17 protein-coding genes are annotated in these 15,043 nt (G+C 59.7%); all 17 read right to left on the bottom strand.

Translation table 11 applies throughout. The features are described 5' to 3' along the window. Positions 1 to 36 precede the first annotated feature (36 nt). Entirely contained in the window at positions 37 to 1,506 is a 1,470-nt protein-coding gene (gene der / locus HNQ83_RS09560) for a ribosome biogenesis GTPase Der (RefSeq protein WP_175388712.1), read from the bottom strand. Positions 1,507 to 1,640: 134 nt separating this feature from the next. Then, on the bottom strand, positions 1,641 to 2,792 hold the full coding sequence (bamB, locus tag HNQ83_RS09555; RefSeq protein WP_175388711.1) for an outer membrane protein assembly factor BamB: 1,152 nt from the start codon (positions 2,790 to 2,792) through the stop codon (positions 1,641 to 1,643). Continuing rightward, on the bottom strand, positions 2,785 to 3,426 hold the full coding sequence (locus HNQ83_RS09550) for a tetratricopeptide repeat protein (protein ID WP_175388710.1): 642 nt from the start codon (positions 3,424 to 3,426) through the stop codon (positions 2,785 to 2,787). The genes bamB and HNQ83_RS09550 overlap by 8 nt, the downstream gene beginning before the upstream one ends. Positions 3,427 to 3,467: 41 nt before the next feature. Further along, positions 3,468 to 4,757 (bottom strand): histidine--tRNA ligase, encoded by a 1,290-nt coding sequence (gene hisS / locus HNQ83_RS09545; protein ID WP_175388709.1) that lies wholly within the window; start codon positions 4,755 to 4,757, stop codon positions 3,468 to 3,470. A gap of 22 nt (positions 4,758 to 4,779) precedes the next feature. Then, positions 4,780 to 5,889: a flavodoxin-dependent (E)-4-hydroxy-3-methylbut-2-enyl-diphosphate synthase gene (ispG, locus tag HNQ83_RS09540; RefSeq protein ID WP_003185136.1), complete on the bottom strand. Its 1,110-nt coding sequence runs from the start codon at positions 5,887 to 5,889 to the stop codon at positions 4,780 to 4,782. Between the two features lie 3 nt (positions 5,890 to 5,892). After that, positions 5,893 to 6,951 (bottom strand): RodZ family helix-turn-helix domain-containing protein, encoded by a 1,059-nt coding sequence (locus HNQ83_RS09535; RefSeq protein WP_175388708.1) that lies wholly within the window; start codon positions 6,949 to 6,951, stop codon positions 5,893 to 5,895. Continuing rightward, the gene (pilW, locus tag HNQ83_RS09530; protein WP_175388707.1) at positions 6,951 to 7,709 is read right to left on the bottom strand and encodes a type IV pilus biogenesis/stability protein PilW; all 759 of its coding nucleotides are present in this window, start codon (positions 7,707 to 7,709) and stop codon (positions 6,951 to 6,953) included. Before pilW ends, HNQ83_RS09535 begins: the two co-directional genes overlap by 1 nt. 16 nt (positions 7,710 to 7,725) lie before the next feature. Then, positions 7,726 to 8,871 carry a 23S rRNA (adenine(2503)-C(2))-methyltransferase RlmN gene (gene rlmN / locus HNQ83_RS09525; RefSeq protein ID WP_175388706.1) on the bottom strand — a complete coding sequence of 382 codons (1,146 nt, stop codon included), beginning with the start codon at positions 8,869 to 8,871 and terminating at the stop codon, positions 7,726 to 7,728. 28 nt (positions 8,872 to 8,899) lie between these two features. Continuing rightward, positions 8,900 to 9,325 carry a nucleoside-diphosphate kinase gene (gene ndk / locus HNQ83_RS09520; RefSeq protein WP_007903599.1) on the bottom strand — a complete coding sequence of 142 codons (426 nt, stop codon included), beginning with the start codon at positions 9,323 to 9,325 and terminating at the stop codon, positions 8,900 to 8,902. A gap of 92 nt (positions 9,326 to 9,417) precedes the next feature. Next, positions 9,418 to 9,618: a Fe-S cluster assembly protein IscX gene (gene iscX / locus HNQ83_RS09515; protein ID WP_175388705.1), complete on the bottom strand. Its 201-nt coding sequence runs from the start codon at positions 9,616 to 9,618 to the stop codon at positions 9,418 to 9,420. A gap of 14 nt (positions 9,619 to 9,632) precedes the next feature. Next, positions 9,633 to 9,974 carry an ISC system 2Fe-2S type ferredoxin gene (gene fdx / locus HNQ83_RS09510; RefSeq protein ID WP_085715824.1) on the bottom strand — a complete coding sequence of 114 codons (342 nt, stop codon included), beginning with the start codon at positions 9,972 to 9,974 and terminating at the stop codon, positions 9,633 to 9,635. A 2-nt stretch (positions 9,975 to 9,976) separates the two neighbouring features. Next, a complete protein-coding gene (hscA, locus tag HNQ83_RS09505; RefSeq protein ID WP_175388704.1) occupies positions 9,977 to 11,839 on the bottom strand; it encodes a Fe-S protein assembly chaperone HscA in 1,863 nt (620 codons plus the stop codon). 51 nt (positions 11,840 to 11,890) lie between these two features. Further along, on the bottom strand, positions 11,891 to 12,412 hold the full coding sequence (gene hscB, locus HNQ83_RS09500) for a co-chaperone HscB (RefSeq protein ID WP_175388750.1): 522 nt from the start codon (positions 12,410 to 12,412) through the stop codon (positions 11,891 to 11,893). 8 nt (positions 12,413 to 12,420) lie between these two features. Further along, positions 12,421 to 12,744 carry an iron-sulfur cluster assembly protein IscA gene (gene iscA / locus HNQ83_RS09495; protein ID WP_003227904.1) on the bottom strand — a complete coding sequence of 108 codons (324 nt, stop codon included), beginning with the start codon at positions 12,742 to 12,744 and terminating at the stop codon, positions 12,421 to 12,423. 34 nt (positions 12,745 to 12,778) lie between these two features. Continuing rightward, positions 12,779 to 13,165, bottom strand: a complete 387-nt coding sequence (iscU, locus tag HNQ83_RS09490; protein WP_007974006.1) for a Fe-S cluster assembly scaffold IscU — start codon at positions 13,163 to 13,165, stop codon at positions 12,779 to 12,781. Between the two features lie 83 nt (positions 13,166 to 13,248). Next, positions 13,249 to 14,463, bottom strand: a complete 1,215-nt coding sequence (locus HNQ83_RS09485; protein WP_175388703.1) for an IscS subfamily cysteine desulfurase — start codon at positions 14,461 to 14,463, stop codon at positions 13,249 to 13,251. A 50-nt stretch (positions 14,464 to 14,513) separates the two neighbouring features. After that, positions 14,514 to 15,005 (bottom strand): Fe-S cluster assembly transcriptional regulator IscR, encoded by a 492-nt coding sequence (iscR, locus tag HNQ83_RS09480; RefSeq protein ID WP_007974010.1) that lies wholly within the window; start codon positions 15,003 to 15,005, stop codon positions 14,514 to 14,516. Positions 15,006 to 15,043 lie beyond the last annotated feature (38 nt).

Raw genomic sequence — 15,043 nt, 5'->3', positions numbered from 1 at the left:
CAGGCTCGCTCCCACGAGGGTGAGGCAAGCCTTGAATCAGCGCTTGTCGCGACGCTTTTTGTCGGCCTTCTTGTGGTGCGACATCAAGCGACGCTTCTTGTTGACCTGGCGGTCGGTGAGCGAGTTCTTGTTGCCTTCGTACGGGTTCTCGCCGCCCTTGAACTCGATGCGGATCGGTGTGCCGACCAGCTTCAGGACACGGCGATAGGTGTTTTCCAGGTAACGAACGTAAGACTTCGGCACCTTCTCGATCTGGTTACCGTGAATCACGATGATCGGCGGGTTCGCGCCACCCAGGTGGGCATAACGCAGCTTGATCCGACGGTTGTTGACCATCGGTGGCGCGTGCTCACCGACCGCGTCTTCCAGGATCTGGGTCAGGCGGTTGGTTGGCCAGCGGGTGACCGCGGACTTGAACGAGTTCTGTACCGAAGCGTAGAGGTTGCCCACGCCGGTACCGTGCAGGGCCGAGATGAAGTGGATATCGGCGTAGTCAACGAAGAACAGTCGACGTTGCAGCTCGACCTTCACGAAGTCGCGCTCGCTCGGCGTCATGCCGTCCCACTTGTTGATCGCGATGACCAGCGCACGACCCGACTCAATGGCGAAGCCCAGCAGGTTGAGGTCGTGGTCCACCACGCCTTCGCGGGCGTCCATCACGAAGATCACCACGTTGGCGTCTTTGATCGCCTGCAAGGTTTTGACCACGGAGAACTTTTCGACTTCTTCGTGGATCTTGCCGCGCTTGCGCACACCGGCGGTGTCGATCAGCGTGTACTTCTCGTCGTTACGCTCGAACGGGATGTAGATACTGTCGCGGGTAGTACCCGGCTGGTCATACACGATCACCCGGTCTTCACCGAGCATGCGGTTCACCAGGGTCGACTTGCCGACGTTCGGCCGGCCGATGATGGCGATCTTGATCCCATCCTTTTCGCTCGGACCAGGAATGCGCTTGGCTTCCTCGCCTTCCGCAACATCCTCTTCCTCGCCCTCTTCCGGCTCGTCTTCGTCTTTCGGGAAATCACTCAGCGCCACTTCCAGCAACTGGGTGATGCCGCGACCGTGGGCGCCGGCGATCGGGATCGCGTGGCCCATGCCCAACGGAGCGAATTCGGCGCGGGCCATTTCAGGGTCGATGTTGTCGACCTTGTTGGCGACCACGTGGGAGCGCTTGTTACGCTTGCGCAAATGCTCGGCGATCATCTGGTCGGCGGCGGTAAAACCGGCCTTGGCATCTACCAGGAACAGAACGACATCCGCTTCTTCAATGGCCAGCAGCGACTGCTCGGCCATTTTTTCGTCCATACCGTGTTCGTCACCGGAGATACCGCCGGTGTCGATCAGAATGTAGGAACGCCCTTGCCACTTGGCCTCACCGTACTGGCGATCACGGGTCAGACCGGACAAGTCGCCGACGATGGCGTCGCGAGTCCTGGTCAGGCGGTTGAACAAGGTGGACTTGCCGACGTTCGGTCGGCCCACCAGGGCGATTACGGGAACCATGCGGCTCTCCACTTCGTTATTTCAGAAAATACAAAAGCCGCTGCTAGGCAGCGGCTGGTGCTCGGGGCAGCACTTTAAGGCGCTGCAAACCCCGTAATTACGGGGCTGCTTGGGGTTAACCCCAAGCATAGACGTTACTTAATGGTCAGGGCTTCCAGTTTGCCGCTGTTGCCATATGCATAAATCGTGTCACCCACCACCAGCGGACGGGCACGCAGGCCGTCGCTGTCGATGCGCTCGCGGCCGACGAAACGACCGTCCACCTGACTCAGCAGGTGCAGGTAACCTTCCATGTCACCGACTGCAACGTAGCTGGAGAACACTTCCGGTGCCGACAGTTGACGGCGCGCCAGCGAATCGTTGCTCCACAGTGCCGTGGTGGAACGCTCGTCGACGCCTTCAACGGTGCCCGAAGACAGGCTCACGTAGACACTACCGAAACCCTGTGCAACACCGGCGTAGCTGGAAGCATCACGCTGCCACAGCTGACGACCGCTTTGCAGGTCCAGTGCCGCAACGCGACCCTGATAGCTCGCGACATAAATCGTCTCGCCGGACAGCAGCAGGCCGCCGTCGATGTCGACCACACGCTCAAGCTCCGAACGACCTTGTGGAATCGCTACGCGCTGTTCCCACACCGGCACGCCGTTGGAAATGTCGAGAGCGACCACTTTACCGGTCGACAGGCCAGCCACCGCGAGGCGGTTGGTGACAATCGGAGCACTGGTGCCACGCAGGGTCAGTACGGCAGGCGTGCTGTCGTACAACCAGCGCTGGTTGCCGGTCGCGGCATCCAGACCGATCAGACGGTCATCCTGGGTCTGAACCACAATCACATCACCGTTGTTGGCAGGTGGTGCGAGTACTTCGCTGGACACGCGAGCGCGCCATTTCTCTTCGCCGTTGATGGCGTCCAGGGCTACGATTTCACCCTTGATCGTACCGATCGTCAGCAGACCGTAACCGACGCCAACGGCACCGGAAACAGGCAGTTCGAGATCTTTCTTCCACTTGACGTCGCCGTTGCTGCGATCCAGCGCCATCACCACGCCGGTCACGTCGGCGGCGTAGATGGTGTCGCCATCGATCGCCGGGACCAGCATGTTGTAGGTTTCGCCCTGACCGTCACCGATCGAACGACTCCACTGTTTTTGCAGAACCACTTCTTCCTTGAAATCGGTCAACTCGGCCGGTGGCAGTTCTTTCTTGCTGTTGCTGCTGCAACCCGCGGCCATAATGGCCAGAGCCAGCAATGCTGCATGTTTCCAACGGATCACGTCACGCATCCCCTTTGGCCAGGTCGTCCAGCTTGATTTGTAGGCCACCGACCGCCGCTTCATCCGACAGTGCCGCCTTGGCTTTTTGATACGCCGCGTGCGCTTCGTCGGTACGACCCAGCTGCACCAGCAGGTCGCCCTTGAGTTCTTCGCGAGTGGCCAGGAAGGCCTTGTCGGCATCGCCTTCCAGCAGTTTCAGGGCTTCGTCGGCCTTGTTCTGCGCACCCAGTACCTGCGCCAGGCGCTGACGGGCAATTTCGCCCAGTGCCGGGTTGGCCGGTTTGGCGACAATGGCTTTCAGCTCGTTGGCTGCGTCATCCAGCTTGCCGCTGTCGACAGCGACTTTCGCCACGAACAGGCTGCCGTACTGCGCATAGGCGCTGCCGCCGAACTCGCTGTTGAGCTTGGCCGCCAGGTCCGAAACACGTGCCGCATCAGGCTTGCCATCAGGCGTCAGCGTGGTTTCCAGCAATTGCTGATAGAGCACCGAGGCGCCTTGCGACTGATTGTTCTGATACTTCTGGAACGCCTGCCAGCCGAACACGATAACCAGCGCCAACAGGCCACCAGTGACCAGGGGCTTGCCGTTGCGTGACCACCATTCCTTCAAATCCGCCAGCTGTTCGTCTTCGGTACTCGACACCCCAATACTCCTTAATCGCTAAATCGGCTGTTATGACAGCTTCAACCCTGCACGACGCAGGTGGCCAGGTGTGCAGCAAGCGCATCCCAGGCAATGCTTTGTTGTTCGCCCTGGCCACGCAGGGGTTTGAAACCTACCACTTGCTGGGCCATCTCGTCGTCACCGAGGATCAGTGCATACAGCGCACCGCTCTTGTCGGCTTTCTTGAACTGGCTTTTGAAACTGCCGGCGCCGGCATTCACTTGCAGGCGCAGGTTGGGTAATTGGTCACGCACACGCTCGGCCAGGGCCAGGCCGGCCAGCTCGGCTTCTTCGCCGAAGGCACAGAGGTAGACGTCGACCTGACGGGAAATCTCTTCCGGGATCTGCTCCAGGGTTTCCAGCAGCAGGACCAGGCGCTCGATGCCCATGGCGAAACCGACACCTGCGGTTGGCTTGCCGCCCATCTGCTCGACCAGACCGTCGTAACGACCACCGGCACACACGGTGCCCTGGGCGCCCAGTTTGTCGGTGACCCATTCGAAAACGGTCTTGCTGTAGTAATCCAGGCCGCGAACCAGTTTCGGGTTGATCACATAAGGAATGCCGGCGGCATCCAGACGCGCCTTGAGGCCCTCGAAGTGCACGCGGGACTCTTCGTCGAGGTAGTCGGCCATTTTCGGCGCATCCACCAAAATCGCCTGTGTATCGGCGTTCTTGGTGTCCAGTACCCGCAGCGGATTGGTCTTCAGGCGACGCTGGCTGTCTTCGTCCAGCTTGTCCAAATGCTTGGACAGGAACTCGACCAGCGCGTCGCGATAACGGCCGCGGGACTCGCTGGTACCGAGGCTGTTGAGCTCGAGCTTGACCGCATCACGGATACCCAGCTCGCCCCACAGGCGCCAGGTCAGCACGATCAGCTCGGCATCGATGTCCGGACCGTCGAGGTTGAACACCTCGACACCGATCTGGTGGAACTGGCGATAACGGCCTTTCTGCGGGCGCTCGTGGCGGAACATCGGGCCGATGTACCAGAGCTTCTGCACCTGGCCACCACCCGTGATGCCGTGCTCAAGCACCGCGCGCACACAGGCCGCCGTGCCTTCAGGACGCAGAGTCAGGGAATCGCCGTTGCGGTCGTCGAAGGTGTACATCTCTTTTTCGACGATGTCGGTCACTTCACCGATGGAGCGCTTGAACAGCTCGGTGAACTCGACGATCGGCATGCGGATCTGCTTGTAACCGTAGTTATCCAGCAGGCGCGCAACTTTGCCTTCGAAATGACGCCACAGCGGGGTCTGTTCGGGCAGGATGTCGTTCATGCCACGAATGGCTTGCAGAGACTTGCTCACAAAAATTCCTTAATTCGTTCGATCAGCCGCGCGCGATAACGGCAGCGTCAGCTTCGACCTTTTCGGCCGCTTTCTGGCGGATCAAGCGTTCAAGCTCATCCACCAGATTGTCATTCGTCAGTTTCTGCGACGGCTTGCCGTCGATGTAAATCAGGTTTGGCGTGCCGCCGGTCAAGCCGATATGGGCTTCCTTGGCTTCGCCCGGCCCGTTGACCACGCAACCGATGACCGCGACATCCAGCGGCACCAGCAGGTCTTCGAGGCGCCCTTCCAGCTCGTTCATGGTCTTGACCACATCGAAGTTCTGCCGCGAGCAGCTCGGGCAGGCGATGAAGTTGATGCCACGGGAACGCAGGTGCAGGGATTTGAGAATGTCGTAGCCGACTTTCACTTCCTCGACCGGGTCGGCCGCCAACGAGATGCGAATAGTATCGCCAATCCCTTCGGCGAGCAGCATACCGAGGCCCACCGCGGATTTCACTGTGCCTGAACGCAAACCACCGGCTTCGGTGATGCCCAGGTGCAGCGGCTGGACGATTTCCTTGGCCAGCAGGCGATAGGCTTCGACGGCCATGAACACGTCGGAGGCTTTCACGCTGACCTTGAAGTCCTGGAAATTCAGGCGCTCAAGGTGCTCGACGTGACGCAGGGCAGACTCGACCAGTGCGGCCGGGGTCGGCTCGCCGTATTTCTTCTGCAGGTCTTTTTCCAGGGAACCGGCGTTGACGCCGATGCGAATTGGAATGCCGCGATCACGAGCGGCATCGACCACGGCGCGAACGCGGTCTTCGCGACCGATGTTGCCCGGGTTGATACGCAGGCAGTCGACACCCAATTCGGCGACGCGCAATGCAATACGGTAGTCGAAATGGATATCGGCCACCAATGGCACCTTGACCAGTTGCTTGATCTTGCCGAAGGCTTCGGCGGCGTCCATATCTGGCACGGACACCCGCACGATATCGACGCCAGCGGCTTCCAGACGATTGATTTGCGCCACGGTGGCCGCGACATCATTGGTGTCGCTGTTGGTCATGCTCTGCACAGCGATAGGCGCATCGCCGCCAACAGGCACGTTACCGACCCAGATCTTGCGTGATTCGCGACGTTTGATTGGAGATTCGCCGTGCATGACTTATTGACCCAACTTCAGGCGAGCTGTCTCGCCACTGGTGAACGGAGCAACATCGACCGCTTGGCCGTTGTAGCTGACCTGCGCGCCACGGGCAAAGCCCAGGCGTACGGCAAACGGCGGCTTGCCGCTGACGGAAAGGCTATCGCCTTTACGCTTGAGACCACTGAACAGCACCTTGCCGCTGCCGTCGGTCACTTGCGTCCAGCAATCCGCGGTGAATTGCAGTTGAACCTGGCCCTGGCCGGCAACTGGAGCAGCTGCCGGAGCTGGCGCCGCAGTGGCTGGTGCTGGAGCGGCCGGAGCAATCGGTGCGGTCACAGTCGGCGCTGGCACCACCGGAACAACCGGGGCCGGAGTCGCTGGTGTCGCGACCACTACTGGAGCAGTGCTGTGCGCCGGTGCAGCGGGCGCTGACGTTGGCGCGGCTGGAGCTGGGGCCGCTGCAGGTGCAGCCTCTTGAGCTTCATCCGACGTTTCAGTCGAAGTCTCGGCTTGCGGCAATGCCAATGCAGTCGCGTTTTCAGCCTGACCTTCCACGACCGCCTGATCTTCCGGCTCGTCCAGCGGATGAATCTGGGTGGTCCCGTCGGCGCCTTCGACTTCAACGTGTTCAGGGCTGAGGCTGATCAAGTCCTTGGTGCGCAGCGAAGTCTGATCCTGCCACCAGACAAAGCCACCGCCAATCACTGCAACCAGCAACAACAGGCTGACAATGCGCAAGATGGTGTGGGAAACCCGGACCGGCTCTTCGATACGACCCAGGCTATGCACACTGCTGCCTTGGGAGTCGGTGCCGGTGGATTGATCGAACTGCTGGACCAGAACGGCCTGGTCCATGCCGAGCAACTTGGCGTAGGCGCGAATATAGCCGCGAGCAAAGGTGTGCCCAGGCAGCTTGTCGAACTCGCCGGCTTCCAGATTGCTCAGGGAATTGACGGTGAGGTTGAGCTTGAGCGCCACTTCAGCCAGCGACCAGCCATTGCTTTCGCGGGCCTGGCGCAAGGTCTCACCGGGGTTTACGCGATTCGCTGCTACAACTTCGGGATGCGCCGCTTTCATCATTGCTCCGACAGGTATTGCTGATATTCCGGTGTACCGGGATAGAGTCGTTTTAATTGCAGGCCTGCACTTGCGGCCTTGTCGCGATCTTCAAACACTTTTGCCAGCCGAACGCCGAGCAATAGACTACGTGCATTTTGCTCGGCGAGCAGGCTAAAACGATCGTAGTAGTCACGCGCGGGCACATAATGCCTGTCTTCGTAAGACAACTCAGCCATTTCCAGCAATGCACGTGGTTGTTGGCGATTCAAACGCAGGGCTTTTTCCAGTTGCTGCTGGGCCAGGTCGCGCTGGCCAAGCATCGAAGCGGTCATGCCCAGGTTCTCGAACACACGCGAACGCTCAGGATACAGGGTATCGGCAGCGGCCTGTTCAAAGCGCTCGTAGGCTTCCTTGTAACGTTTTTGCTCGAAAAGAAAACTGCCGTAGTTGTTGAGGATTCGCGCATCGGCAGGACGGGAGGACAGCGCCTTGCGAAAATGCTGGTCGGCCAGTTCCGGCTCCATCTCGGCCTGGAACACCAGCCCGAGCGCCGCGTTGGCGTCCGGATCGGCATCATCCAGTTCCAGCGCTTTCTTCAATGGCACTTTTGCCCGCTCGGTCATGCCCTGCTGCAAATAACCGATGCCCAATTGCACATACGCCTCACGCGCTTCGTCTCTGCCCTTGCTGGTCTTCATCGGGTTGTAATCGCCCGAAAGAACACAGCCAGCACAGAGGCTGGCCAACAACAAAAGCAGCGCAAAGCGCAGGGACATAGAGATCCTCTCTTGATTACTTATTCGCGGCGCTCGAAGCAATATCGTTGTCGGCGCTCAGTTCGCGCACGGCGATATAACGTTCGCTGCGACGGGTGCGATCCAGCACCTGCCCTACCAGTTGACCACAAGCGGCGTCGATGTCTTCACCACGGGTGGTGCGGACAGTGACGTTGAAACCGGCATGATGAAGCTGATCCTGGAACCGACGAATGGCGTTGTTGCTCGGCCGCTCGTACCCGGAGTGCGGGAACGGGTTGAACGGAATCAGGTTGATCTTGCACGGGATGTTCTTGAGCAACTCGATCATCTCGACCGCATGCTCGACCTTGTCGTTCACGTCCTTGAGCAAGGTGTACTCGATGGTCAGCACGCGCTTTTCGCCCAGGGACGACATGTAGCGCTGGCACGACTCGAGGAGCATCTTAAGCGGATACTTCTTGTTGATCGGCACCAATTGGTTACGCAATGCGTCATTCGGTGCGTGCAGGGACAACGCCAGGGAGACGTCGATGTGCTTGGACAGCTCATCGATCATCGGCACCACGCCCGAAGTGGAGAGGGTCACGCGGCGCTTGGAAATGCCGTAGCCCAGGTCATCCATCATCAGGTGCATGGCGGCAATGACGTTGTCGAAGTTCAGCAGCGGCTCACCCATGCCCATCATCACCACGTTGGTGATCGCACGGTCGACGGTTGCCGGGACGCTGCCAAAGGATTTGTTGGCAATCCACACCTGGCCGATGACTTCGGCGGCGGTGAGGTTGCTATTGAAGCCTTGCTTGCCGGTGGAGCAGAAACTGCAGTCCAGGGCACAGCCTGCCTGGGACGAAACGCACAAGGTGCCGCGCTTGCCCTGGGGAATGTACACGGTCTCGACGCAGCTGCCGGACGCCACGCGCACCACCCACTTGCGGGTGCCGTCGCTGGAGATGTCCTCGCTGACCACTTCCGGACCGCGAACTTCAGCAACAGCCTTGAGCTTCTCGCGCAAGGCCTTGCTGACGTTCGTCATGGCGTCGAAATCATCGACGCCAAAGTGGTGAATCCATTTCATTACCTGACCGGCACGGAAACGCTTCTCCCCGATTGAGTCGAAGAATTTTTCCATTTCCGGCTGGGTGAGCCCCAGCAGGTTGGTTTTAACAGTCGATGTCGTCATGGATTCACCTTCACTCTTAAGCCAATGCTTAGCGAGTGGTTACTTCAGTAGCTGCGAAGAAGTACGAGATTTCGCGAGCGGCAGCGGCTTCGGAGTCCGAACCGTGTACAGCGTTGGCGTCGATGGAGTCAGCGAAGTCAGCGCGGATGGTGCCGGCAGCAGCTTCTTTAGGGTTGGTAGCGCCCATCAGCTCACGGTTCAGAGCGATAGCGTTTTCGCCTTCCAGAACCTGAACGACAACCGGACCGGAGATCATGAAAGCAACCAGGTCGTTGAAGAAACCACGAGCGCTGTGCTCAGCGTAGAAGCCTTCGGCTTCGGCTTTGGACAGTTGCTTCAGTTTCGAAGCTACAACGCGCAGGCCAGCTTTTTCGAAACGAGTGGTGATCTCGCCGATCACGTTTTTAGCAACGGCGTCAGGCTTGATGATGGAGAAAGTACGTTGAACAGCCATGGTGTAACTCCAGAAACGGTAATTTACGAAAAATTAAACCCGCGAATTATACGCGGGTTCTCGGGTAATGCCTAACTGCGTACGGTGCAGACTCAGTCTGCTTCTTCGATCCAGGCGGCCTGAATGGCTTCAAGCACCTTCTCGCCACCGCGTGTCGGATCATCACTGAACTCCGGCAATGCCAACACCCACTGGTGCAGATCGACGAAATTCACGTAACGCGGGTCCACATCCGGCTTGGATTCAGACAACTGGATCGCGATTTCCAGCACATCAACCCATTTCAGGCTCATGAAAGCTCCTTGAATCAGTGCGGCGCTTCGGCTGCGTGGTTGAGCGAGTATTTCGGAATTTCGACGGTCAGGTCTTCAGTCCCGACCTTGGCCTGACAGCCCAGGCGCGACTGAGCTTCCAGCCCCCAGGCCTTGTCAAGATAGTCTTCTTCCAGCTCATCGGCCTCTTCCAGCGAGTCAAAACCCTCACGGATGATGCAGTGGCAAGTGGTGCAGGCGCAGACACCGCCACAGGCACTTTCCATCTCGATATGGTGCTCATGGGCCAGCTCGAGGATGGACGTACCGGTCTCAGCCTCCACGACCATGCCTTCCGGGCAAAACTTTTCGTGTGGCAGAAAAATGACCTGCGGCATCGTTATTCCTCAATCTCATTCAGGTTGCGCCCCGCCAGCGCGGCTTTCACCGTCGAGTCCAGGCGGCGGGCAGCAAAGGCATCGGTCACTTGCGACAGACGCTTGGTCTGCTGCTCGATGGCGTAACCATCGGTACCTTTCATCAGTTCGGTCAGTTCCTGCACCTGCAGCTCGATGACCATGCGCTCATCGGCGTCCAGCAGACGCTCGCCGTCAGCTTCCAGGGCGGCCTGCACCGCTTCGATCAGGCGCTGGGCATCGACCTGCTGCTCACGCAGCACGCGGGCAACCTTGTCATCGTTGGCGTGCTGGAACGAATCCTTGAGCATCTTGGCGATTTCGCCGTCGGTCAGACCGTAGGACGGCTTGACCTGGATGCTGGCTTCGACACCCGAACCCAACTCACGGGCGGAAACACTCAGCAGACCATCGGCATCGACCTGGAAAGTCACGCGAATCTTCGCGGCGCCGGCGACCATCGCCGGAATGCCACGCAATTCGAAACGCGCCAGGGAGCGGCAGTCACTGATCAGCTCGCGCTCACCCTGCAGCACATGGATCGCCATGGCTGACTGGCCATCTTTATAGGTGGTGAAGTCCTGGGCGCGGGCGACAGGGATGGTGGTGTTGCGTGGAATCACCTTCTCCATCAGGCCACCCATGGTTTCCAGCCCCAGGGACAACGGAATCACGTCAAGCAACAGCAATTCACTGCCGTCACGCTTGTTGCCGGCCAAGGTATCGGCCTGGATCGCGGCACCGATGGCCACCACTTGATCCGGATCGATTTCGGTCAGCGGCTGGCGACCGAAGGCTTCGGCAACAGCTTCGCGAACACGCGGGACGCGAGTCGAACCGCCGACCATGACCACGGCGTGAACTTCCTCCAGCTCGACACCGGAATCACGAACGGCACGACGGCAGGCCTTCAGACTGCGGGCAACCATTGGCTCGATCAGCGCATTGAAGGCTTCGCGGGTCAATTCGGCTTTCCAGTCGCCATAAGCGACTTCAACCGACGCCGCGTTAGTCAGCGCCTCTTTGGCCGCGCAAGCGGTTTGCAGCAGATTGCGTTGCGCACCCGGATCGAGGTCGGCGGACAAGCCGGCGCTCTCGATGATCCAGCCAGCGATCGCGTGATCGAAGTCATCGCCGCCCAGGGCGCTGTCGCCGCCAGTGGCCAATACTTCGAAAACGCCGCCGGTCAGGCGCAGAATCGAGATATCGAAGGTGCCGCCGCCCAAGTCATAAATCGCCACCAGGCCTTCGGCGTGCTGGTCCAGACCATAAGCTACCGCCGCGGCGGTCGGCTCGTTGAGCAGGCGCAACACGTTGAGACCGGCCAGTTTGGCCGCATCCTTGGTGGCTTGGCGCTGAGCGTCATCGAAATAGGCCGGAACGGTGATGACCGCACCCACCAACTCACCACCGAGGGTGGCTTCAGCGCGTTGGCGCAGGACCTTGAGGATATCCGCCGACACTTCGACCGGGCTTTTCGGGCCCTGGATCGTGTCGATGAACGGCATGTGCGACTCGCCACCGACGAAGCGGTACGGCAGCTGCTCACCCAATTGCTTGACGTCGGACAGACCACGACCCATCAGGCGCTTGACCGATAGTACGGTGTTCAAGGGATCGGTGGCGGCAGCCAGCTTGGCCGACTCGCCCACTTCGACGCGATCGGCGTGGTAGCGCACGGCAGACGGCAGGATAACCCGCCCTTCTGCGTCGGCCAGAGGCTCGGAAAGACCACTGCGCAATGCAGCGACCAGCGAATTGGTAGTGCCCAAGTCGATCCCCACAGCCAGACGACGCTGGTGCGGTTGAGGACTTTGGCCGGGTTCGGCGATCTGCAGTAGGGCCATCGTTATCAGGACTTATCTGTATATCAGGCGTGCGACCGGAGCGGCACTGGGTTAATCGTCGAGGCGCTCTTCTAACTGGCGCACTTCGTAGGTGAGCTTGTCGAGGAACTGCATGCGCCGCATCAGGCGTTCGGCCCGTTCACGTTGCGCGGCATCGTTCCAGCAAGCTGCGAAGCTTTGGTTCAGTTCATCCTGGGCGGCCCTCAGGCGGCGCTTGAACGCGGCAACGCCCGACAAATCGGCGCTGTCCTGCAGATCCTCGAGCTCTTCGCGCAACTCCATCTGCTGCAGAAGAAATTCCGGATCATGCACCGTGACCTCCAGCGGCAGCTCGCCACCACTCAAGGCGAGCAGGTAACGCGCGCGCTTGGGGGGACTCTTGAGCGTCTGGTAGGCCTCGTTGAGGCTCGCGGATTGCTCTAGCGCCAGCCGCTGCTCACGCTCGGAGGCGTCAGCAAAGCGGTCCGGATGAACGCTGCGCGCCAACTCGCGGTAGCGCGAAGCCAGCTGATCGAGGTCCAGATTGAAACTCGGTTGCAGCTCAAATAAAGCGAAATGACAAGGAGTACCCACGAGCAGCCTCAGATGTTGAAGCTTTCGCCGCAGCCACATTCACCGCGCACGTTGGGGTTGTTGAACTTGAAGCCTTCGTTCAACCCTTCCTTGACGAAATCGAGCTCGGTGCCGTCCAGGTAGGCCAGGCTTTTCGGGTCGATGATCACTTTCTCGCCGTGACTTTCGAACACCTGATCCTCTGCAACCACCTCGTCGACAAACTCCAGCACGTAGGCGAGGCCGGAACAGCCTGTGGTGCGAACACCCAGGCGAATCCCCTCACCTTTGCCGCGCCCGTCGAGGGAGCGTCGCACGTGTCGAGCAGCCGCTTCTGTCATGCTGATAGCCATCGGTGACTCCTTACTCGTCGCCAAATCCTGAAAGTCAGATCAAGCCTTTCTTCTGCTTGTAGTCGCGAACGGCCGCCTTGATGGCGTCTTCAGCGAGCACGGAGCAGTGAATTTTCACTGGCGGCAGGGCCAGTTCTTCAGCCAGCTGGGTGTTCTTGATGGTTTCTGCTTCGTCCAGCGTCTTGCCCTTCATCCACTCGGTGGCCAGGGAGCTGGAAGCGATGGCGGAACCGCAGCCATAGGTCTTGAACTTGGCATCTTCGATGATGCCGGCGTCGTTGACCTTGATCTGCAGGCGCATCACGTCGCCGCATGCCGGAGCGCCGACCATGCCGGTGCCGACATCAGGATCTTCCGCGTCCATCTTGCCGACGTTGCGCGGGTTTTCGTAGTGGTCGATGACCTTTTCGCTGTAAGCCATGGTTCTTAATCCTCACTCATCAGAGAGTCGCTCTTTGGGCCCCGGGACCTGAGTCCTCGGGGCTGGTTCGCGGCGACTTGAAATCAGTGTGCCGCCCACTCGATTTTCGAAATGTCGACACCGTCTTTGTACATGTCCCACAGCGGCGACAGAGCGCGCAGCTTGGTAACGGCCTCGCAGACTTTCTGCGCGGCGTAGTCGATTTCTTCTTCGGTGGTGAAGCGGCCGAAGGTGAAACGGATCGAGCTGTGTGCCAGTTCGTCGTTACGGCCCAGGGCGCGCAGCACGTACGAAGGCTCCAGCGATGCCGAGGTGCAGGCCGAACCGGACGAAACCGCCAGATCCTTGAGCGCCATGATCAGCGACTCGCCTTCAACGTAGTTGAAGCTCAAGTTCAGGTTGTGCGGAACGCGGGCGGTCAGGCTGCCGTTGACGTACAGCTCTTCCAGGTGCTCGACCTGCTTGTAGAAGCGGTCGCTCAGGGCTTTGATGCGTGCATTCTCGGCAACCATGTCTTCCTTGGCCACCCGGAAAGCTTCGCCCATGCCGACGATCTGGTGAGTCGCCAGGGTGCCGGAGCGCATGCCGCGCTCATGACCGCCACCGTGCATGGTCGCTTCGATGCGCACACGCGGCTTGCGGCTTACGTACAGGGCGCCGATGCCTTTAGGACCGTAGGTCTTGTGAGCGGAGAACGACATCAGGTCAACTTTCAGCTTCTGCAGGTCGATTTCGACCTTGCCGGTGGACTGAGCGGCGTCGACGTGGAACAGGATGCCTTTGGAACGCAGCAGCTCGCCGATGGCGGCGATGTCGTTGACGGTACCGATTTCGTTGTTCACGTGCATGACCGACACCAGGATGGTGTCGTCACGCAGTTCAGCTTCGATCATTTCCGGGGTCACCAGACCATCGGTGCGAGGTTCGATGTAGGTGACTTCGAAACCTTCACGCTCCAGTTGGCGCATGGTGTCCAGGACAGCCTTGTGCTCGATCTTGGTGGTGATCAGGTGTTTGCCTTTGGTGGCGTAGAAATGTGCCGCACCCTTGATTGCCAGGTTGTCGGATTCGGTGGCACCGGAGGTCCAGACGATTTCACGCGGATCGGCATTGACCAGGTCGGCCACCTGACGACGGGCGTTTTCGACGGACTCTTCAGCTTTCCAGCCAAACACGTGGGAACGGGACGCCGGGTTACCGAAGTTTCCGTCGACCAGCAGGCATTCACTCATTTTTTGCGCGACACGCGGATCAACCGGGGTAGTCGCAGAGTAATCAAGGTAAATCGGCAATTTCATGGACTATCTCCTAAATCAGGCTGGCTGGCGCGCCGTTAGCTCTGTGGCTGTCATTCGACGGCGGACGCTTCAATCTTGTCCAGGCGTGGCACCTTGCTGTTGCAACGGCGTTGATCCTGGCGCTGGGCTACTTCTTGCACCTCACGGCGAGTCACAAGGTCAGCCAAGCTGATACCGCTCAGAAATTCGTGAATCTGCAGGCTCAGGTCGCACCACAAGTGGTGGGTCAGGCAGGTGTCGCCTTGATGGCAATCACCCTGCCCCTGGCATTTGGTGGCATCGACCGATTCGTTCACCGCATCGATCACCTGGGCGACCTGGATACCCTGCATGTCGCGTGACAGCTGGTAGCCGCCGCCTGGACCGCGAACGCTGGACACCAGGTTGCTGCGGCGCAGCTTGGCGAAAAGCTGTTCGAGGTAGGACAGGGAGATGCCTTGGCGCTCGGAGATATCGGCCAGGGACACGGGCCCGTGCTGCGCGTGCAACGCCAGATCAAGCATGGCGGTCACGGCGTATCGGCCTTTTGTAGTCAGTCGCATGGACAATTACCACGGAGTTCGGAATGGGGCGAGTATGC

This window comes from Pseudomonas sp. C2B4, from assembly GCF_013359695.1.
Classification (GTDB): domain Bacteria; phylum Pseudomonadota; class Gammaproteobacteria; order Pseudomonadales; family Pseudomonadaceae; genus Aquipseudomonas.
This window is presented reverse-complemented; position numbering and strand designations above follow the sequence as displayed.